This window comes from Mycobacterium sp. FW102-FHT13B02, from assembly GCF_058790275.1.
The window spans coordinates 148,619-169,223 of the sequence record NZ_JBYTCM010000008.1 but is presented as its reverse complement, the minus strand read 5'-3'; the positions used below and the strand labels follow the sequence as shown (position 1 = coordinate 169,223).

Here is a 20,605-nt window from a genome sequence, read left to right as displayed (position 1 = left end):
TGCGGGTACGTCGGCGCTACGGTTGCTCCATGAGCTGAGCGTGACGACGCGTCACACCAACGTCAAGGCACCGGTCGGCGACCAGGTATTGTGCGGTCACAATTGTGAGATTTAGTGACCGACATCACCCGCGAGTGAGGAAGGTCAAGTTAGGTGTTACAGATGATTCAGGATTCGACTGAGGCCAAGGACATGCGGCCGCATTTCGAGGACATCCAGGCGCACTACGACCTGTCTGACGATTTCTTCGGGCTGTTCCAGGACAACTCCCGCAAGTACAGCTGCGCCTACTTCACCGGACCCTTCGTCACGATGGAAGAAGCGCAGATCGCCAACGTCGATCAGCACCTCGACCAGCTGGACCTCAAGCCCGGCATGACGCTGCTGGAGATCGGCTGCGGCTGGGGCCTGACCATGCAGCGGGCCATGGAGAAGTACGACGTCAACGTCATCGGCCTGACACTGAGCAAGAACCAGCAGGCGTTCTGCACGGAACTGCTGAGCAAGACCGGGTCGGACCGCACGCACCGGGTGCTGCTCAAGGGTTGGGAAGAGTTCCACGAGCCGGTGGACCGCATCGTGTCGATCGAGGCCTTCGAGCACTTCGGCTTCGAGCGCTACGACGACTTCTTCAAGAGCTGCTACGCCATCATGCCCGACGACGGCCGGATGACCATCCAGAGCAGCGTGAGCTACCACCCGATGGACATGGCGGCGCGGGGCAAGAAGCTCACATTCGAGATGGCCCGGTTCATCAAGTTCATGGCCACCGATATCTTCCCCGGCGGCCGTCTGCCCAGCACCCAGATGATGGTCGATCACGGCGAGAAGGCCGGCTTCCACGTCCCGGACCCGGTGTCCCTGCGCAACCACTACATCAAGACGCTCGGCGTCTGGGCAGCCAACCTGGAGCACCACAAGGAAGAGGCCATCGCCATTTCCGGCCAGGTGAACTACGACCGGTACATGAAGTATCTGACCGGTTGCCAGTACTACTTCCTCGACGAGGTCCTCGACGTCAGCCTGGTCACCTACAACAAGTCCAAAGAAGCCGCCTGAACGGCTTTCACCAGAAGCGCCCCCGGCCGCACGGCAGGGGGGCGCTTCTGTTTTGCCGGGTTCCTAGTGGTCGGCGTGGTCAGCGCCGTGCCCGCTGCGCGATCCCTTGTTGGTGCCGGTCGATCCGTTGTCCGACGAGGAGTCGCCGGATTTGGTGGGCTTGCCCTTCACACCAGCTGAGTCGTCCGCGTTGCCCGACGTGTCGGACTTGTCGGACTTCCCCGACTTGCTGGACTTGACCTTCGAGTCGTCCTGCGCGCCAGACGCGTCATCCGCCTTGCTGCCGGGGCCCGACGACTTGCCGGAGGCAGTGGTCGACGAGGCTGCGCTGGAGACGGGTCCGGATGTGCCGGTTGAAGGCGAGGGCGATGACTCGCCAGCGGGTGACGAGGTGCTCGGCGTCGTACCCGAACCCGTTGCGCCGGAAGACGACTGACTCGTTGCCGACGACGTCGCCGTGGCGGCCACCGGCACCGCGGTGACGGTCGTCCCGGTCGACTCGGTGGTTCCCGTAGTGCCCGTCGACCCGCTCGTTCCAGTCGTTCCGGTCGTTCCAGTCGTGCCCGTCGTCCCAGTCGTGCCCGTCGTCCCGGTTGTCCCCATTGCTCCGCTTGTCCCGGTCGACGAGCTCTTCTGGGTTCCCGACGTCGTCACGGTCGTGGTTTGCGCCGCCACAGTCGTCGCGGCCGTCGCCGCGGGCGTGACCGCCGCGGTCTTGAGCGGAGCCGCCGTCACCTTCGCGGCCAACGGAGTGGACGACGGCAGGGTTCCGGTCAGTTGCGAGGAGACCGCCGTGAACCACGCATTGATCGCCTGCCCCAGTTGCTGAAATTCGCCCTGGATGGCCAAGCTGATCGATTGCAGCAGGTTGGCCAGCGACTGGGCCACCGAGGTGACTCCCGAGACGACGCCGCCAACAGTCGAGCCGATGGCGCCCAGCAGGCCGCCCGAATACTGCTGAATCGCTTGTTGGACCACGGCAACGGCGAGCTTCGGCGTCCAGTCGGCGTTCCAGATGCCGTACCCGGCGGCACCCGGAACACCGTCTTGGGCGGTGTAGATGAATACCGGGCCGGCGTAGGCGATGGTCTGCCAGGTGTCGAGGAGGTTCTTGATCAGGTCGGCCTGAGTCTGCTGACTCACGTCGTTGGTGGACGCGCCGAACTCGCTGATCCAGATCTTCTTGAGCCCGTCACCGTATTGCGTCATCAGCTGGTAGATCGTATTCAGCTGCGTCAGAGGAGAATTCGCGACGCCAAGGCCCTGGGAGAACGGCAGCGACTCCTGATACGGATGGAACGATAGTGCGTCGAAGTAGTTCGCCGCACCCGCGGCCAGCATCTGCTGGACGAAGGTCGTCGGGTCCATCGTGATGCTGCCGAAGGTAATCACGCTACCCAGCGCACCGGCCACCACGGTGGCAGATGGGTTGACCGCCTTGATCGCCGGATATGCCGCCTTCAACAAGGCCGCATAGGCGACGGGGTCGATCGGATCGGACGACAGCACGTAGTTCGGCTCGTTCCAGATCTCGTACGCCGAGATGGCCGTGCCGTACCGCTGGGCCACCTGGGTCACGAACGAGGCGTAGTCAGCGGGGTTGGGCGTCCCGGCACCGGTGATCGCGGTGGAAGAGCCCTCCCACAGCGGCGTGCTGGCGACCTCGGCCATGACGCCCATGTTCCGCGCCTGGGCAGCCTGGATGACCATGTCGATGCTGGACCAGTTGTAGACGCCGTTGGCGGGTTCGACGTAGATCCACGGGACGAAGACGCGGACATCCTGGACCCCGATGGACTGCAGGGTGTCGAGCGTCTGGTTGATCTGCGCCTGAGTCTCGCCGTACAACCCCGAATCGGCGATCCCGATACTCGACGGGGACGAGACGATTTCCGCGGTGTTTTCCACCTGCGCCGTGACCAGTCTCGCCGGCAGGACCGATGGCGTGCTGTACACGCAGATCATCGAGACCGGAAGCACCGCGATAAGCCCACGAAATGTGCAAGTACGAAGCGACCCGCGCAGCGATGAGTACATACGTGTCCCCTTGCCCGAAATTCGGCACCTGGCGAACCATTACTAGGCCGCCTATTAATGGCGGGAACACTACCGGTAATTGACATGTGGAATCCACAGAACCGTTACACGCGTAAACATACCTATGGTCAATAAGCAGCTGAAACGCCGTAATTAGCTCACAGTAGATTTCTAGCTCATTGGCAGATAATTCCAATTTACCATTTTGAATATTTTTCCTTATCACAACGAATCCGCGCTTGCAGCAAATGCCGATTTTTGTTGCCAAACTCGCTTGGCGAGGACGGTAAATACCTACGGTACATTTTTTGCACCGGTTCGGTAGCCGGTGACGCGAGGCCAGCCCATAGGCTTCTGCAGCACCGATCAATGGAAGGGCGAGCCGACACCATGTGGCATTCAGTTCTGACGTACGCGGGCGCCATCGCACTGTGCGCGGCCGGAGCCGGGATCGCGGTGCGCTGGATTCCGATCGTCAACCGGTCGCTGTTGGCGTTGGCCGCCGCCGTGCCGTACCTGGTCGTCGGCGCTCCGGTGGCTGCCGCGCTGTTCGGGATCGCAGAGAACTGGCCGCTGACCGCAGTCGCGATGGCCGCCGCCGTCGCAGCGGTCGTCGTGCAGCTGCCCCTGTTCCGACGCGCGAAAGCACCGGCGGGCACTCCGCTGCGGTTCTTGTCGGCCAACCTGCGCTATGGCCGGGCCGAGGCCGAACCGATCGTCCGGTATGCCGAGGACGGCGCGGATATCGTTGCGCTGCAAGAACTTACACCTGCCGCGTTGTCACGACTGGAGGCCGCCGGGCTGGACCGGCTGTTCCCCTACCGCGCCCTGCGTGAGATGGATGAGCCCGGCGGTGTCGGCATTTGGAGCCGCTACCCGATCAGTGACGTCCGCATCGACGACGGCTTCTGGCTCGGCATGCTGGCCGTCGATGTCGACGTTCCCGGAGCGCCGATCGCACCGCGGGTGATGACCGTTCACCTCTCGGCGCCGTGGCCGGACCCCCTGCAGGGCTGGCGCGACGACCTGGCCCGACTGGCCGATACGTTGCTGAAGGCGGTGCAGGTGAGCTCCGGTCCGGTGCTGCTGGCCGGCGACCTGAACGCCACCCCGGACATGCGCGAGTTCCGGCGGCTGCTGCGGCAGGGCTATCAGGATGCCGGCGCTCAGGCCGGCGCCGGAATAGTGCGCACGCACCCGGCCGACATCTTCACGCCGCCGGCGTTCGCCGTCGACCACATCCTCACCCGCGGCTACGTGGCCACGTCAGTGCAGACGCTGCGGGTGGCCGGTTCTGATCACCGGGCGCTGCTGGCCCAGTTGGTCGCCGCCTGACTCAGTTCACCGGTACGTCGAGGATCGGGCGCGGCTCGGCCGCTCCCGGCCCGTTGAAGTGCCACCACTCCCCCGGATACACGCTCAGCCCACCGGCGACCATGGCGTCCCGCAGCCGGGCGCGGTTGGCCTGCTGCGCCGGGGTGACGCCCGCGGTCGCATACGCCGTCGCGCGCGGGGTGAAGTCGTCGAAATCAGTCCCCATGTCGACGCCGGTGATGGTGACGTCCACCGACAGACCCGACTCGTGGCTGCGCGCGAACTGGCTGGGTTTGGCGACCCAGTTCGGATCCGGCACTGCCTGAAACATCCGGACCTGCACCTCATGCGGTCGGTAGCAGTCCCAGAACGTCAGCACCTCGCCGCGCGCGCGCAGGATCCGGGCAGCGGTGGCCAGCCCGGCCGCCATGGATTCGTGGATCAGGCACCGCGCGTCGGCCGGATACAGCGGAACGCCGACGAAGTTGTTCGGCGTGGCGTACCGCAGGTCGATCACCGCATCGGGGACGACGGTCCGGACGTCGATCAGTCCGGCCGCCGCGGCCTGCGGCGACACCGGCGGCGGGGCGGGCTGGGGTGCGGCCGAGGCGGTGCCGAGGTCCGGCCCGAAATTGCCGACCGATAGCAGGGCGCCCAGGGTGACGGCGAGTGTTCGCACGAACATGTGTCGAGGTTGCCAGATCCTGGCGCCGCACCACTACCGGATCGGGTCGGTACGCCGAGGTGCGCCGGCGCGGAACCAGCTCTGCCACTCGCTCCTGGAGACGTCGACCGGAAACGACGGAGCCCCGCACGACCTGGGTCGTGCGGGGCTCCGTTACGAAAGCGGATTCGGACTACGCCTCTTCGGTGAAGTTCCGGGTGACAGCCGGGTCGACCTGGATACCCGGGCCGGTGGTCGTCGAGACAGTGACCTTCTTCAGGTAACGGCCCTTCGACGACGACGGCTTGGCACGCAGCACCTCGTCCAGCGCGGCACCATAGTTCTCGGCCAGCTTGACCTCGTCGAACGACGCCTTGCCGATGATCAGGTGCAGGTTGGACTGCTTGTCGACACGGAAGTTGATCTTGCCGCCCTTGATGTCGGACACGGCCTTGGCCACGTCCGGGGTCACCGTGCCGGTCTTCGGGTTCGGCATCAGGCCACGCGGGCCGAGAACGCGGGCGATCTTACCCACCTTGGCCATCTGGTCCGGCGTCGCGATCGCGGCGTCGAAGTCGGTCCACCCACCCTGGATACGCTCGATCAGGTCATCGCTACCGACGGCATCGGCGCCGGCGGCCACAGCGGCCTCGGCCTTCTCACCAACCGCGAACACCACTACGCGGGCGGTCTTACCGGTGCCGTGCGGCAGGTTGACGGTGCCACGCACCATCTGGTCTGCCTTACGAGGATCGACACCCAGCCGGATCGCAACCTCGACGGTCGCGTCCTGCTTCTTCGAGGACGTCTCCTTGGCCAGCTTGACGGCCTGGAGCGGGGTGTACAGGTTGTCGCGGTCCACCTTCTCGGCAGCTTCGCGGTATGCCTTGCTGTTCTTGCTCATTCAAATCTCCTGATTAGAGGTTGTGGTCTGGATTGAACGCTCTTCGCGAGAGCGCTCATCACCGAGCCGAAGCGGGCTCTTCCACAGGTGGATTCACGCAGTTGCGCGAACCCGGGGATTACTCGACGGTGATGCCCATCGACCGGGCAGTGCCGGCGATGATCTTGGCGGCGGCGTCGATGTCGTTCGCGTTGAGATCTTCCTTCTTGGTCTCGGCGATTTCGCGGACCTGGTCCCAGCTGATCTTGGCGACCTTGGTCTTGTGCGGCTCGGCCGAACCCTTCGGGATACCCGCAGCCTTGAGCAGCAGCCGGGCAGCCGGCGGGGTCTTCAGAACGAACGTGAACGTGCGGTCCTCGTAGACGCTGATCTCGACGGGGATGACGTTTCCGCGCTGGCTTTCTGTCGCGGCGTTGTACGCCTTGCAGAACTCCATGATGTTGACGCCGTGCTGGCCGAGCGCCGGACCCACGGGCGGGGCGGGGTTGGCCGCGCCGGCCTGGATCTGCAGCTTGATCAGCCCGACGACCTTTTTCTTCTTCGGGGCCATTGGTGTGGTGTTCCTTTCTAGGTAGTCGCGGCGCGACTACGTTCCTGCTAACCGAGAGCCGAAGCTCGCGATTAAATCTTGCTGACCTGCGTGAAGGTCAATTCGACGGGCGTCTCGCGTCCGAAGATGGACACCAGCACCTTGAGCTTCTGCTGCTCGGCGTTGACCTCGCTGATCGACGCGGGCAGCGTGGCGAACGGGCCGTCCATGACCGTGACCGACTCGCCGACCTCGAAGTCGACCAGGATCTCCGGACGCGCCAAGGTGGCCTCGCCCTCGGAGCCCGACGCAGCGGCGGCCGAGGTCGCCTTCGCGGGCTTCTTCGCGGCGCCCTGCGGCAGCAGGAACTTGACGACGTCGTCGAGCGACAGCGCCGACGGCTTCGAGGTCGCACCGACGAACCCGGTCACGCCCGGGGTGTTGCGCACGGCGCCCCACGACTCGTCGTTGAGGTCCATGCGCACCAGGATGTAGCCCGGCAGCACCTTGCGGTTGACCTGCTTGCGCTGACCGTTCTTGATCTCGGTGACCTCTTCGGTCGGCACCTCGACCTGGAAGATGTAGTCGCCGACGTCCAGGTTCTGCACGCGGGTCTCGAGATTGGCCTTCACCTTGTTCTCGTAACCGGCGTACGAGTGGATGACGTACCACTCGCCTGCCTGCCGACGCAGCTGCTTCTTCAGCGCGACCGCGGGATCCTCGTCCTCGGGCTCCTCGGCGGCGGCCTCGACCGTCTCGTCGACAACCACGTCGGTCGCCTCGGGCGCTTCTGCAGCGTCGGCCGAGTCGGCTACGGCGTCGTCGGCATCCACGGTGTCGTCAGCGTCCACGGTGTCTTCCGAGGTCTCCACCGACTCGACTGCCTCGGCGGTCACGTCGGACTCATCCGAAGGTGTCTCGCCATCGAAAGTCACGGTAGTCAGTCCTCTCTTACGTTCTTGAGCTCGTCACCGGCGGGCGCTCGGCGTCAGCCGAACACCCACATGACGAGCTTGGCGAGGCCGAAGTCGACCCCACCGATCAGCGCCACCATGAAGACCAGGAACACCAGTACGACAGTCGTGTAGCCGATCATCTGCTTGCGGTTCGGCCAGATGACCTTCCGCAGCTCGGCGACGACCTGCTTGAGGTAATTCCAGACGAACACGAACGGGTTCCGAGACGCACCGGTCTTGACGGCCTTCTTCGGCTTGTCGCGCTTCTTCGATTTCTTGTCCGCGTCGGCGGCACTGTCTTCAGCGTCGGAGTCCGCGGCGTCGGTTTCGACGTCCGACTCGGAATCGTCGACCTCGACGGCCCGCCGGGCCCGCTTTCCGGTCGGACGCGCCGGGCGCGTCACAACTGCGGTCTGGCCCTGCGACTCGCCGTCGCCCGCGTCGGTGCCCGCTTCAGTACCGGCGCCTGCGGAGCCGGCACTATCGCGCTCGTCGCTCACCGCATGCCTTTCGTCTGTTCCAGGTGGTCACATTTCCAGTGTCCACATCGATGTTCAGTTGAGCAGGGGCGACAGGACTTGAACCTGCAACCTGCGGTTTTGGAGACCGCTGCTCTGCCAATTGAGCTACGCCCCTTCAGTACCGGCCACGCCGGCACTTCTGGCTGGGTCCTCACACAATTCGCGCGCTCCCCGATCGGTCGATACGTAACCGACGGACAGCGCGCTGAAAAGGGTGGATCCCCGAGGACCGAGTGTACAACGGCCCCAGTCTGAGTTACTAATCCGCTCCGGCCGCCGCGCGCAGGACCTGCCCGGTCTCGCGGTCGTATCGCACGGACACGGAATTGTCGCCCTCGTGGCCCATCAACGTGGTGAAGGCCTCCATGATGAGGCCGCCGTCGTCATCGGTGAGCGTGTTGCGGGTCTGCACGATGTCGGCACCGAACCGATGCTCGATCGAGACGATCTCGACAGTCGCGTGCAGCCGATCCCCGACCTTGATCGGGCGGTGGTACACGAATTTCTGGTCGACCTGGATGATCTGCATGGTATCCATGCCGACATCGACGACGCGGAAGAAATCCTGCTGGACCAGCAGCGCAACGATCGCCACAAACGTCGGACCGGCGATCAGGGTGTCATGGCCCAACTCGGCGGCGGCGGCTTCATCCATCGAGACGGGGTGATCCGACTTGACGGCCTTGGCGTACTGCCGGACCTGCTCGCGCCCCACCGTGAAGACCTGCGGGTACTTGTGGACCATCCCGAGGATGTCGGGGTTCACCGGCATGACTAGGCCAACTTCGCGGTCGCGACGGCGCGGCCGAAGATCTTCTTTCCGCCGGTCGTGGCAGAAAGCGCGATGGTCACCGACTTGGTGTCCTCGTCGACCGACTTCACGCGGCCACTGAAGACCAGCTCGGCGCCGATGCCGTCGTTGGGGACCGGGACCACCGAGGTGAAGCGGACGTTGTACTCGGTGACGGCAGCCGGATCACCGACCCAGTTGGTGATGAACCCGCCGCCGAGACCCATGGTCAGCATGCCGTGGGCGATGGCGGTGTCCAGACCGACCTGCTTGGCGATCTCGTCGTCCCAGTGGATCGGGTTCAGGTCGCCGGAGACGCCGGCGTAGTTGACCAGATCCTGCCGGGTCAGCTTGATGGTCTTCTCGGGCAGCTCGTCACCGACCTTGACCGAATTGAACTCACGAAGCGCCATCTGCGAACCCCTTATCTCCGTCTTCACCCGACCGACCCGCCAGGGTCGTGTAGGCCTCCTGCACAACGTCACCACGATCGTTGGTGATGATGTTCTTGGTCACAACGATGTCAGTGCCGTGTGCCTGGCGGAACGAGTCGACGTACACGTCGTAGTAGAGCTTGTCCCCGGCCCTGATCGGAGCGAGGAACCTCAGCTCTTGGTCGACGTGAATGATCTTGGCGTCGGAAATGGCGATGCCGGCGGCCTCGAACATCGCCAGCTGCGCCTGATAGCCGAAAATGCTGATGAACGTCAACGGTGCCAGCAACGAGCCGTGGCCGAGTTCAGCCGCGGCCGACTCCTGGTGAAAACACGCGTCGTCGTTCTGGACGGCGATCGCGTGCTCACGGATCTTCTCGCGACCGACCTCGTAGCACTCGGGATGCCGGTAGTGAAAACCGACAATGTCCGCCAGACCCACGACGAGTGACTAACGCGACTCTTTGTGCGGCTGGTGCGTACCGCAGTTCGGGCAGAACTTCTTCAGTTCGAGCCGATCCGGGTCGTTGCGGCGGTTCTTCTTGGTGATGTAATTACGGTGCTTGCACACCTCGCAGGCCAAGGTGATCTTCGGCCGTACGTCGGTACTCGACGCCACGATTCTGCCTCTTTCGCTTCGAAATCTCTGTTGTGCTGGTAGCGGTGGGGAGGCTCGATCTCCCGACCTCACGATTATGAGTCGTGCGCTCTAACCAGCTGAGCTACACCGCCCCGACAGACACAGGCGGCGCAGCGGCGGATATAACTTCCGTCGCTCCGCTCGCCATATGTCCACCGAGCCCCCTAACGGAATCGAACCGTTGACCTTTTCCTTACCATGGAAACGCTCTGCCGACTGAGCTAAGGGGGCCTGACCCTCGGTTTCGGACTGCCGGTTACGACCGTCTGCCCCGCGGGCCTTAAAGAGGTTACCGTCTCGCAGTTTCACCTGCCAAAACGGCAGCGTAACCGCCGTATTTTGGCTCGTTCAGCGGCCCCGCCGCGGGGTTTGCTCTTGATGTCTCCCTGGCTTCGGTGACGACCCACCTCGTCATGCGCCGATTGAAGCCAGGTACTTCTGCGGCGTCGAATCGATCCCTGTGCTCAATCACCCAGCCCACCCAGACGTGCTGATTGAACTCAGGCACTGCTAGGCGGCCCGCCACCCGCGGCGGAACAAGGCTGCCGCCACCCGGGCCAGGACGTCATCGTCGCTGTCCTCCTTGATCACCTTGACGACGATCCAGTTGCGCGCTTCGAGCTTTGGCAGCGCCCGCTGATCGCGTACGTACTGGTCGCGATCGGTCTGATGGTGACCGCCGTCGTATTGGACCCCGACGAGAAGGTGCTTCCAGCCCATGTCGAACTTGGTGATCAGGCGGTTGCCCTCGTAGACCGGGATCTGGGTGTCGGTCGGGCGCATTCCGGCGTCGGTGAGGAGCAGACGCAGCCGCGTCTCTCGCGGTGACTCGGCGCCGTCGTCGGCCAGGTCCAGCGCCACGCGCAGCTGTTCAAGACCTCGCGCCCACCGATACCGCCCGATGATCGGCTGAACGTCACGCACGCCGACCCGACCCACCCACAGCAGCGCGTCGATCCGTGCAACGGCCGCATCGCGATCGAGGTGTCGACCCAGGTCGAAGATCGTCCGCGCCGGCGTGGTGAGCGGAATCCCGTTGTACGTCGTGACCTCATCCGCGGCGTACGCCTCATTCCGCACGATCAAACCGGTCGGCGGGCGACCATTCCGCCAGAGCATCTCGACCGGGACGTCGTCGTCGACGTATTCCGCCCAGTGCAGCGCCGACGCCGCCACTCCCGCGATGACACCGCGGCGGCCAGACCACAGCCACGCACCCCGCGCACGGTCCCGAATGGAGGGCTCGGGCGGTCCGTAGACGTTCGGAAACATGCGCTTGTAATGCCGTCGCAGGTCGTTGCGCGTGACCTTCCCCGCGGCCAATGCCTCGCTGCCGATGAATACCCCCATGGCGCGATGCTGTCGGCGGCCTCCGACACTGCCGCGTCCACGCAGTGCCGCTGAGTTCACTCTGTGGATGAACGTCGCACTGTGGACTGCTCGGATGTCGCGAAAATCCCAGGCGTCAATGAATAGGCGGCCCCACCGCTCCTGATTGACGCCAGGGACGCCCCGAGCCCGAAATCGGTACGTGGCTTCAATCAACGCGCGTGCCGCGCCGTGAGATTGCAGCTACGCACTTCAACGCGGCCCGACCGCCCTCCTAGGCTGTCGGCATGCCTGATGACCGCCTGTATTTCCGTCAGTTGCTCGCCGGCCGCGACTTCGCCGCGACCGACCCGATCGCCCAGCAGATGCGCAACTTCGCCTACCTCATCGGCGACCGAGACACCGGCGACTGCGTCGTCGTCGATCCGGCCTACGCCGCGGGTGATCTGGTCGACGTCCTGGAGTCCGACGGCATGCACCTGTCCGGCGTGCTCGTCACCCATCACCACCCCGACCACGTCGGGGGCTCGATGATGGGTTACACGCTGGCGGGCCTGGCCGAGCTGCTGGAGCGGGTCAGCGTGCCGGTACACGTCAACGCCCACGAGGCCGACTGGGTGTCGCGGGTCACCGGCATCGCGCCGTCGGAGCTGACGTCCCACCAGCACGGCGACGTCGTGCAGGTGGGGGCCGTGCCGATCGAGCTGTTGCACACCCCCGGGCACACTCCCGGCAGCCAGTGCTTCCTACTCGACGGCCGATTGGTGGCCGGCGACACCCTGTTCCTGGACGGCTGCGGTCGCACCGATTTCCCCGGTGGGAACGTCGACGACATGTTCCGCAGCCTGCAGGCGCTGGCCGCGTTGCCCGGCGATCCGACGGTCTTCCCGGGACACTGGTACTCGGCCGAACCCAGCGCGCCGCTCGACGATGTGCGCCGCAACAACTACGTCTACCGGGCCAGCAACCTGGACCAGTGGCGCATGCTGATGGGCGGCTAGCGGCGCCGTCGCCTGAACCTCAGCGCGCAGCTACTGCCTTGCTTCCGTTGTACAAGTTCACCAGCGAATATTATTGTCGGATTCAAAACCGATCGTTGACTTGAGCGGACTGGATGGCGCGGTGGACTGGATATCTCAACGCTGGGACGATCTGACGGGTCTGGGATCGGGCGGCTGGCTGGCCATCGCAGCCTGGGCAGCCCTGGTGTTCGGCGTCGTCGTACTGATCGTCGTGAACCGCCAGCTGTCCAAGAATCGCCAGCTCAAGCAGGATCAGGTCCGCCCGCAGGTAACCATGTTCATGGAGCCGCACGCGTCGGACTGGCACCTCATCGAACTGGTGGTCCGCAACTTCGGGCAGACCGCGGCGCACAACATCTCGTTCGCGTTCACCAATCATCCGACCGTCGCCATCTACGAGGACTCCGACCACGACGGCGAGCTCGACGTCACCGAGCTCCGGCTGCCCAGCGAACTATCGGTTCTGGCTCCGGGACAGGAGTGGCGAACCGTCTGGGACTCGGCGATCAGCCGTGAGGAGCTGGGCGGGTCCATCCGGTCGCGGTTCGAGGGCACCCTCACCTACTACGACATGCCGGCTCCCGCGGCCGGCAAGAAGTCTCGGTTCGGCCCGAAGCCCCGCGAGTTCGAGTCCAAGGCGGTGCTGGACTGGGCCGCACTGCAGCCGGTGCAACGGCTGGAACTGATGACGACCCACGACCTCGCCAAGCGGGAGAAGCAGAAGCTCGAGCTGCTCCGCAGCGTGCTGACGTACTTCCACTACGCGTCCAAGGAGACCCAGCCTGAGGTCTTCCGGGCCGAGATCGATCGCATGAACCGGGCGGTGCGGGAAACCCAGGACCGCTGGCGGAGCAGGGAGTCCGACGAGACCACCGAGCTCGAAATCCAGTGGATCGACGACGGCCCGAAAGGCCGCCACCGCAACGCCGTCCACTGAGAGGACGCCGCCCAAGGCCCGTCTAGCATCGGCTCAAACCAGTTCCCGGACTGGGGACCTACCGAGGGAGAACCGATGAGCACCGTCGCCTACGCCGTGACCGATGCAGTCGCCACCATCACGCTGGACGACGGCAAGGTCAACGTCCTGAGCCCGACGATGCAGGAGAACATCCACGCCGCGCTGGACCAGGCCGAGCAGGCAGCGGCGGCCGGAGCGGTCAAGTCGATCGTCCTTTCCGGCAACAACCGGGTGTTGAGCGCCGGCTTCGACCTCGCGATCTTCGGCTCGGGGGACGCGGCGGCCGGGTTCGCGATGCTGCGCGGCGGTATCGAACTGATGGTCCGGCTCCTGCGCTTCCCCGTTCCCGTGGTGGTCGCCGCCACCGGGCCGGCCGTCGCCGGCGGATCGTTCCTACTGTGCTCGGGTGACCACCGGGTCGGCTCGGAGAAGACCCGCTGTCAGGCCAACGAGGTGGCCATCGGTATGACGGTGCCGCAGGCGTGCATCGACATCCTCCGCATGAGGTTGACCAATTCGGCCTTCCAGCGTGCGGTCGGTCTGGCGGCGACGTTCACCGGCGAAGAGGCGCGGGCCGGCGGCTGGCTGGACGAGATCGTGGCGCCGGAGGACGTGTTGAGCCGTGCTCAGGAGGTGGCCGCCGGATTCGCCGCGACCCTGCACGCCCACCATCACCTGGCCAGCAAGCTCAAGGCCCGCGCCGACTCACTGGCCGCCATCCAGGCCGGCATCGACGGCCTGGCCGCCGAGTTCGGCGGATAACGCCCCGCCTCGACGAAGCTGTCGGTATCCCGACCTAGGGTGGTCCGATGGCGCTACATCTGCACCGAGCCGAGGACACCGGCGCGTTGGCCGCCGGGCTCGGTGCGCTGCTCGCCGAACCGTTGGCGGATCCGTTCGCCGCCGAGCTCGTCCTGGTGTCCGCGCGCGGTATGGAGCGCTGGCTCAGCCAGCAGCTGTCTCATGTGCTGGGCACCGGCGCGGCCGCCGACGGCGTCTGCGCGGGCATCGAATTCCGCTCCCCCACATCGCTTCTCGCCGAGGTCACCGGGACCACCGACGGCAACCAATGGGACCCCGACGCCATGGTGTGGCCACTGCTGGAAGTGCTCGACGACCTCGGTGCGGACCACCGCTGGGCAGACGCCCTCGCCGCGCACCTGGGCTACACCGAGCAGGGCAGCCCTGAGGAGACCCAGCTGCGGCAGGGCCGTCGTTACGCGGTGGCCCGGCGGCTGGCGGGCCTGTTCGACACCTACGCCAAGGCCCGGCCCGCGATGCTCGCGAACTGGCTGGACGGCGGCAGTGCCGATGGCGCGGGCGGCCATCTGGACGCCGACCTGCGCTGGCAACCGCACCTGTGGCGCGCGACGGCCGACCGGATCGCCGCCGACCCGCCCCCGGTGCGGCAGGCGAAAACAATTGCCCGCCTTCGTCATTCACCGTCTGAGCTGCCGGCCCGCCTGTCCTTGTTCGGCCACACCCGGCTACCCGCGGCCGACCTCGAACTACTCGGAGCACTGGCCACCCACCACGATCTGCACCTGTGGCTGCCACACCCCAGCGACCCGTTGTGGCAGGAGCTGTCCGGCCTGCACGGGCAGGAGGCCCGACGCACCGACACCAGCCGATTGCGGGTCGGACATCCACTGCTGCAGACGCTCGGCCGCGATGTGCGGGAGCTGCAACGCGGCCTGCCCGCCGCGCAGACCGATCGGTTCCATCCCCGCGCCGGATTTCCGGACACGCTGTTGGGCTGGCTGCAGTCCGACATCTCGGCCGACCAAGTGCGGCCAGCGCAGCGGCACCTCACGAAGGACGACCGCTCCATCCAGATCCATCGCTGTCACGGTGCGGCGCGCCAGATCGACGTCCTGCGCGACGTCCTGCTCGGCCTGCTCGACGACGACGAGACCCTGCAGCCGCGCGACATCCTGGTGATGTGCCCGGACATCGAAACCTACGCACCGCTGATCACCGCCGCGTTCGGGGCGGGTGAGCATGCCGACCTCAGCCATCCGGCCCAGGGTCTGCGAGTTCGGTTGGCCGACCGCGCGCTCACCCAGACCAATCCGCTACTGGGCGTGCTCGCCGAACTGCTCGACATCGCGGACGGCCGGGCCACCGCCAGCTCGGTGCTGAGCCTGGCACATGGCGACCCGGTGCGCCGCCGCTTCGCTTTCGGCGACGACGACCTGGCGACCATCACCGAATGGGTTGGCGCAGCGGGTATTCGGTGGGGTTTCGACGCGCCGCACCGCAGTCCCTACGACCTGCAGCGGTACCCGCAGAACACCTGGCAGTTCGGTGTCGACCGGCTGCTCGTCGGCACCGCGATGTCCGACGATTCTCAGGGCTGGCTGGGCACCGCCCTGCCGCTCGACGACGTCGACTCGAACCGGGTCGAACTGGCGGGCCGGCTGGCGGAGTACGTGCAGAGGCTGCGCGGCGTCGTCGACCGCCTCGCCGGCGCGCAGCCTCTGGACGGCTGGGTCGAGGTGCTGCGGGACGGCATCGCGCAGCTCACCCGGGTCGGCCTCGACGAGCAATGGCAGCAGACGCAGCTGGACCGGGAACTGACGAAAGTGTTGACGCATGCGGGGTCTCGGTCCGGCACGATGTTGCGGCTGCCCGATGTCCGCTCGCTGCTGCGCCGGCAACTGGCCGGCCGCCCGACGCGCGCCAACTTCCGTACCGGCACCCTGACGGTGTGCACCATGGTCCCGATGCGCTCGGTGCCACACCGCGTGGTGTGCCTGGTCGGGCTCGACGACGGCGTCTTCCCGCGCACCAACATCGCCGACGGCGACGACGTCCTGGCCCGTCACCCGCTGACCGGAGAACGCGACATCCGCTCCGAGGACCGGCAATTGCTGCTCGACGCCATCTGCTCGGCCACCGACACCCTGGTTATCACGTACACCGGCACCGACGAGCACTCCGGTGAGCACCGTCCGCCCGCGGTCCCCGTGCAGGAGCTGCTCGATGCGGTGGAGAACACCTCAGCCCGGACCGTCGACCAGACTGAATCCGTCCGCGACCGCGTCGTGGCCGATCACCCGTTGCAGCCCTTCGATATTCGCACCGTCGCCCGTGGTCGGCTGGTACCCGGCCGGCCGTTCACCTATGACCCGGCAGCACTGCGCGGGGCCCGGTCCGTTCTCGGGGAGCGCCGGCCGAAGCCGCGGCTGATCGAGGGTCCGCTGGACCAGTCGCCGTGCGGCGACGTCGAGCTGGCCGAGCTGCTGCGGTTCTTCGCGAACCCCGTCCGGGGCTTTTTCCGGGCGCTGGACTACACCCTGCCGTGGGACGCCGACGAAGTGTCCGACGAAATGCCGGTTGCCATCGACGGCCTCGGCAAGTGGGCGGTCGGGGAACGCATGCTCGACGATCTGAAGATCGGCCGGGAACCCGACTTCGTCATCGGCGCGGAATGGCGGCGCGGCACGCTGCCGCCGGGACACCTCGGCTGGCGTCAGGCCCGCGAAATCCGCGGCGAGGCGATGGAACTGGCGACGGCCGCGCGAACGCTGCAGCGGGGCGAGCCGAGCGCGTTGGACATCGACGTGGACCTCGGTGAGGGCCGCAGACTCACCGGCACCGTCGCCCCGCTGTGGCAGGACCGCACCGTGGCGGTCACGTATTCGAAGCTGGGAGCCAAACACCGGCTGCAGGCCTGGGTCACCCTCGTTGCGCTGGCCGCGAGCGCGCCGGAGCGGGAGTGGGAGGCCTACTGCATCGGCCGCGGTCCACGGAACACCATGGCGGCCATGGCGTATCAGCCACCGGAGCAACCGCTGTCGGTGCTGCATGACCTGGTGGCGATCTACGACGCCGGCCGGTGCGAACCGCTGCCGCTGCCGCTGAAGACATCACTGGAATGGGCGCGGGCGCGGCAATCCGACGACCCGGTGCCGGAACGGGGCGCCGAGTCGGAATGGCGCTGGGAGAAGGACGGCGCCGAGTACGTCGAGGTGTGGGGACCGGGCGCACCGTTGCACGTTCTGCTCGATGCGCCGCGGCCCGACGAGATCGCCGTCCCCGGGGAGAACACGCGCCTCGGGGCCTACGCGTCCCGGCTGTGGCGGCCGCTGCTCGATGCGGAACGGCGGATCTGATGGACGCGTTCGATCTGCTCGGCCCACTGCCGCAGCGAGCGACGACAACGGTGCTGGAAGCCAGCGCCGGGACGGGCAAAACCTATGCCCTGGCCGGTCTGGTGACGCGGTACATCGCCGAGGGCGCCGCCAAGCTGGACGAGATGCTGCTGATCACGTTCAGTCGTGCGGCCACCCGGGAACTGCGGGAGCGGGTGCGCGCTCAACTGGTCAAGACCGTTGCCGCGCTGGATGATCCGCCCGCGGACGCCGACGACCTGATCCGCCATCTGGCCGCCGCGGCGCCCGCCGAGCTGGCCCAGCGCCGCAGCCGCCTGCGCGACGCACTGTCGGATTTCGACGCCGCGACCATCGCCACCACCCATGAGTTCTGCGGGCTCGTGCTGCGCTCGCTCGGCATCGCCGGTGACACCGATTCGGGCGCCCAGCTGGTGGAGAGCCTCGACGATCTGGTGGGCGAGATCGTCTCGGATCTGTACCTGACCACGTACGCAGACCAGCGCGACGAACCCGCGCTGAGCTTCGCCGAGGCGCTGGAGCTGGCCAAACGGGTCGCCGGCGATCCCAGTGCACAGCTTCGTCCCGTAACCGCCGATCCCGACAGTGTTGCGGCGGAACGCTTGTCGTTCGCTGCCGGGGTGCTCGAAGAACTCGAACGCCGCAAGCGCCGGCTGGGCGTGCTGAGCTTCGACGATCTGCTGAGCCGGCTCGCCACCGCGCTGGAGGAATCCGGCGCACCGGCGCGTGACCGGATGCGCCGGCGCTGGCCCATCGTCATGGTCGACGAGTTCCAGGACACCGACCCGGTGCAGTGGCAGGTGATCTCCCGGGCCTTCGTCGGGCACAGCGCCGTCGTCCTGATCGGCGATCCGAAGCAGGCCATCTACGCGTTCCGCGGCGGGGACATCGTCACCTACCTGGATGCCGCGCGCAGCGCCGACCAGAGACTGACGCTGGCCGAGAACTGGCGCAGCGACAAGGTTCTGGTGGACCGGCTGCAAACCCTGCTCAAGGGTGCGGCCCTCGGCGACGTGGACATCGTGGTGCACCCCATCGAGGCCCGCACCGAACGGCACCGACTCACGGGTGCGCCGCGGGGCGATCCCTTCCGGCTGCGGGTCGTGGCGCGCACGGAGTTCGGGACGCCGCAGCGCAAGATGGTTCCGATCGGCCAGTTGCGGCCGTACATCGCCAAGGACCTGGCCGCCGACATCTCGGTGCTGCTGGCCAGTGGTGCGCAGTTCGACGGCCGGCCGCTGACCGCCGGCGACATCGCGGTGATCGTCGACAGCGGCCTCGACGCCATACCGTGCCGGGATGCGTTGCTGGATTTGGGCATTCCGGTGGTGTATTCGGGTGACACCGATGTGTTCGCCTCGGCCGCGGCGGCGGAGTGGCTGCGGCTGCTCGATGCCTTCGACACCCCCAATCGCAGCGGCGTGGTGCGGGCCGCCGCGACCACCATGTTCTTCGGCTACCGCGCCGCCGATCTGGCGGCCGGCGGCGACGAGTTGACCGATCAGGTCACCACCACGGTCCGGCAGTGGGCCGGGCTGGCCAGGGATCGGGGTATCGCGGCGGTGTTCGAGTCGGCGGTCTCCCAGGGTTTGCCCGAACGGGTGCTCGGACACCGCGGTGGGGAGCGGCACATGACCGACCTGGCGCACGTGAGCCAACTGCTGCACGAAACCGCCCACCGCGAGCGTTTTCACCTTCCTGCCCTGCGTGATTGGCTGCGCCGCCAGATCAAGGACCGCGGTGGCCCGGCCGAGCGCAACCGCCGGCTGGACAGCGACGCAGCGGCCGTGCAGATCATGACGGTGTGGCGCAGCAAGGGGCTGCAGTTCCCGGTGGTGTACCTGCCGTTCGGGTTCAACCGGTTCGTCAAGACCGACACGGTGCTGCGCTTCCATGACGCCGACGGCACGCGTTGTCTGCATGTCGGCGGCGCCGGGGCGCCCGACCGGCCCGCCGCCGAGCAGGCCGGCCTGGCCGAGACCGCCGGGGACAACGTCCGGCTCACGTATGTCGCGCTGACCAGGGCCCAGTCGCAGGTGGTGGCGTGGTGGGCGCCGTCGCGCGACGAGCAGAACGGGGGCCTGTCCCGGCTACTACGGGGACGCCGCCCCGGTGCCACCGCGGTACCGGATTCTGTTGTTCCGCAGACGCTTTCCGACGACGATGCGATGGCCTGCTTCACCGCGTGGGAGCACGCCGGCGGCCCGGTGGTCGAGGCGGCCGAGCCCGTCACGCCGATGGCACCACCACGCCGGGAGGCACCCACGGACCTGGACGTGCGGCATTTCCACCGGAGCATCGACACCCATTGGCGCCGGACGTCGTACTCGGCACTGGTGCGCGTCGTGCACGACGACGGGCAGGCCGTGAGCAGCGAGCCGGACGCCGCCCTCCGGGACGACGAATCTGCCGAGGTTGTCAGCGAGGCGCCCCCCGGGCCCCTGGCCGGTGATGTGCCGTCGCCCATGGCGCACTTGCCGGCCGGTGCCGCCTTCGGCTCTCTCGTGCATGCCGTGCTCGAGCGGGCCGACCCCCTGGCCGCCGAGCTCATGGCCGAGCTGGCCGCCCGCATCGACGAGCAGACCGGATTGTGGAACGTCGAGGTGCCGACGGAGGAATTGGCCACGGCCTTGGTGCCGATGCACGACACCCCGCTGGGCCCGTTGGCGCCGGGCCTGACGCTGCGACAGATCGGGCTGCCAGACCGGCTGCGGGAGCTGGATTTCGAGATGCCCCTCGGCGGCGGCCAGGACCGGCCCGACGCCGCCCGCGACATCCGGCTCGGCGACGTGGGCGCGCTGCTGAGCGAGCTGCTGCCGGCGTCGGATCCGTTGTCGGCCTACGGCGCCCGGTTGCAGGGCGAACCCCTGGCACACCAGCGGCTGCACGGGTACCTGTCGGGGTCCATCGACGCGGTGTTGCGCATCCCGGACGAAAGCGGCCACAAGTACCTGGTGGTCGACTACAAGACCAACCGGCTCGGCGATTTCGGGACCGAGAACACCGCGGCCGACTACACCGCGCCCCGGCTCGCCGAGGCCATGATGCACTCCGACTACCCACTGCAGGCGTTGCTGTATTCGGTTGTGCTGCACCGATTCCTGCGGTGGCGACTGCCCGGCTACGTGCCCGGCCGGCACCTGGGCGGCGTGGCTTATCTGTTCGTGCGGGGTATGTGCGGAGCCCAGACTCCCATCGTCGACGGTCACCCATGCGGGGTGTTCAGCTGGCAGCCGCCGGTCCAGCTGGTCAGTCGGCTGTCCGACCTGTTGGACCGCGGGACGCAGTCATGACCGCGCCGCTGGAGACGAC

Annotated in this window: 18 protein-coding genes and 3 tRNA genes; 7 read left to right on the top strand and 14 right to left on the bottom strand. The window is 66.8% G+C overall.

Translation table 11 applies throughout. The features are described from left to right. The first annotated feature begins 162 nt into the window (after positions 1–162). Complete coding sequence (locus AC3WTE_RS16485; RefSeq protein ID WP_492439095.1) at positions 163–1,059, top strand: cyclopropane mycolic acid synthase family methyltransferase; 897 nt, start codon at positions 163–165, stop codon at positions 1,057–1,059. Between the two features lie 63 nt (positions 1,060–1,122). Here AC3WTE_RS16485 and AC3WTE_RS16480 read toward each other — a convergent pair whose 3' ends face one another. Next, complete coding sequence (locus AC3WTE_RS16480) at positions 1,123–3,039, bottom strand: cellulase family glycosylhydrolase (protein ID WP_492439093.1); 1,917 nt, start codon at positions 3,037–3,039, stop codon at positions 1,123–1,125. Between the two features lie 447 nt (positions 3,040–3,486). On the opposite strand from AC3WTE_RS16480, the gene AC3WTE_RS16475 reads away from it, so the two are divergent. After that, positions 3,487–4,431, top strand: a complete 945-nt coding sequence (locus AC3WTE_RS16475; RefSeq protein ID WP_492439091.1) for an endonuclease/exonuclease/phosphatase family protein — start codon at positions 3,487–3,489, stop codon at positions 4,429–4,431. Position 4,432: 1 nt separating this feature from the next. Here the strand turns inward: AC3WTE_RS16475 and AC3WTE_RS16470 are convergent, their stop codons facing one another. The 13 genes from AC3WTE_RS16470 to AC3WTE_RS16410 all read right to left on the bottom strand — a co-directional run bounded on the left by AC3WTE_RS16470 (position 4,433) and on the right by AC3WTE_RS16410 (position 11,198). Next, complete coding sequence (locus AC3WTE_RS16470; RefSeq protein WP_492439089.1) at positions 4,433–5,095, bottom strand: M15 family metallopeptidase; 663 nt, start codon at positions 5,093–5,095, stop codon at positions 4,433–4,435. Between the two features lie 172 nt (positions 5,096–5,267). Then, a complete protein-coding gene (gene rplA, locus AC3WTE_RS16465; protein WP_459366714.1) occupies positions 5,268–5,978 on the bottom strand; it encodes a 50S ribosomal protein L1 in 711 nt (236 codons plus the stop codon). 118 nt (positions 5,979–6,096) lie between these two features. Further along, the gene (gene rplK / locus AC3WTE_RS16460; protein WP_138232256.1) at positions 6,097–6,528 is read right to left on the bottom strand and encodes a 50S ribosomal protein L11; all 432 of its coding nucleotides are present in this window, start codon (positions 6,526–6,528) and stop codon (positions 6,097–6,099) included. 71 nt (positions 6,529–6,599) lie between these two features. Continuing rightward, complete coding sequence (gene nusG / locus AC3WTE_RS16455; protein WP_492439211.1) at positions 6,600–7,340, bottom strand: transcription termination/antitermination protein NusG; 741 nt, start codon at positions 7,338–7,340, stop codon at positions 6,600–6,602. Between the two features lie 155 nt (positions 7,341–7,495). Continuing rightward, complete coding sequence (secE, locus tag AC3WTE_RS16450) at positions 7,496–7,963, bottom strand: preprotein translocase subunit SecE (protein ID WP_492439087.1); 468 nt, start codon at positions 7,961–7,963, stop codon at positions 7,496–7,498. A gap of 63 nt (positions 7,964–8,026) precedes the next feature. Continuing rightward, positions 8,027–8,099, bottom strand: a tRNA-Trp gene (locus AC3WTE_RS16445). Between the two features lie 144 nt (positions 8,100–8,243). Next, on the bottom strand, positions 8,244–8,756 hold the full coding sequence (hadC, locus tag AC3WTE_RS16440) for a (3R)-hydroxyacyl-ACP dehydratase subunit HadC (RefSeq protein ID WP_492439085.1): 513 nt from the start codon (positions 8,754–8,756) through the stop codon (positions 8,244–8,246). Positions 8,757–8,758: 2 nt separating this feature from the next. Then, entirely contained in the window at positions 8,759–9,187 is a 429-nt protein-coding gene (gene hadB, locus AC3WTE_RS16435) for a (3R)-hydroxyacyl-ACP dehydratase subunit HadB (RefSeq protein ID WP_459366718.1), read from the bottom strand. Beyond that, positions 9,174–9,650, bottom strand: a complete 477-nt coding sequence (hadA, locus tag AC3WTE_RS16430) for a (3R)-hydroxyacyl-ACP dehydratase subunit HadA (protein WP_459366719.1) — start codon at positions 9,648–9,650, stop codon at positions 9,174–9,176. The genes hadB and hadA overlap by 14 nt, the downstream gene beginning before the upstream one ends. 9 nt (positions 9,651–9,659) lie before the next feature. Beyond that, on the bottom strand, positions 9,660–9,827 hold the full coding sequence (rpmG, locus tag AC3WTE_RS16425) for a 50S ribosomal protein L33 (protein WP_059015841.1): 168 nt from the start codon (positions 9,825–9,827) through the stop codon (positions 9,660–9,662). Positions 9,828–9,863: 36 nt separating this feature from the next. After that, positions 9,864–9,940 (bottom strand) — tRNA-Met (locus AC3WTE_RS16420). Between the two features lie 66 nt (positions 9,941–10,006). Continuing rightward, positions 10,007–10,079: transfer RNA gene (locus AC3WTE_RS16415), tRNA-Thr, on the bottom strand. A gap of 279 nt (positions 10,080–10,358) precedes the next feature. After that, complete coding sequence (locus AC3WTE_RS16410; RefSeq protein ID WP_492439083.1) at positions 10,359–11,198, bottom strand: type IV toxin-antitoxin system AbiEi family antitoxin; 840 nt, start codon at positions 11,196–11,198, stop codon at positions 10,359–10,361. Positions 11,199–11,464: 266 nt separating this feature from the next. Here AC3WTE_RS16410 and AC3WTE_RS16405 point away from each other — a divergent pair, with 266 nt between their 5' ends. The 5 genes from AC3WTE_RS16405 (at position 11,465) to AC3WTE_RS16385 (ending at position 20,586) form a co-directional block, all read left to right on the top strand. Next, positions 11,465–12,178 (top strand): MBL fold metallo-hydrolase, encoded by a 714-nt coding sequence (locus AC3WTE_RS16405; protein ID WP_459366721.1) that lies wholly within the window; start codon positions 11,465–11,467, stop codon positions 12,176–12,178. 121 nt (positions 12,179–12,299) lie between these two features. Beyond that, positions 12,300–13,136, top strand: a complete 837-nt coding sequence (locus tag AC3WTE_RS16400; protein WP_492439210.1) for a DUF8453 domain-containing protein — start codon at positions 12,300–12,302, stop codon at positions 13,134–13,136. A 75-nt stretch (positions 13,137–13,211) separates the two neighbouring features. After that, positions 13,212–13,919 (top strand): crotonase/enoyl-CoA hydratase family protein, encoded by a 708-nt coding sequence (locus AC3WTE_RS16395; RefSeq protein ID WP_492439081.1) that lies wholly within the window; start codon positions 13,212–13,214, stop codon positions 13,917–13,919. A gap of 47 nt (positions 13,920–13,966) precedes the next feature. Beyond that, positions 13,967–17,275: an exodeoxyribonuclease V subunit gamma gene (recC, locus tag AC3WTE_RS16390; RefSeq protein ID WP_492439079.1), complete on the top strand. Its 3,309-nt coding sequence runs from the start codon at positions 13,967–13,969 to the stop codon at positions 17,273–17,275. Next, a complete protein-coding gene (locus AC3WTE_RS16385; RefSeq protein ID WP_492439077.1) occupies positions 17,275–20,586 on the top strand; it encodes a UvrD-helicase domain-containing protein in 3,312 nt (1,103 codons plus the stop codon). Before recC ends, AC3WTE_RS16385 begins: the two co-directional genes overlap by 1 nt. The last annotated feature ends 19 nt before the right edge of the window (positions 20,587–20,605 follow it).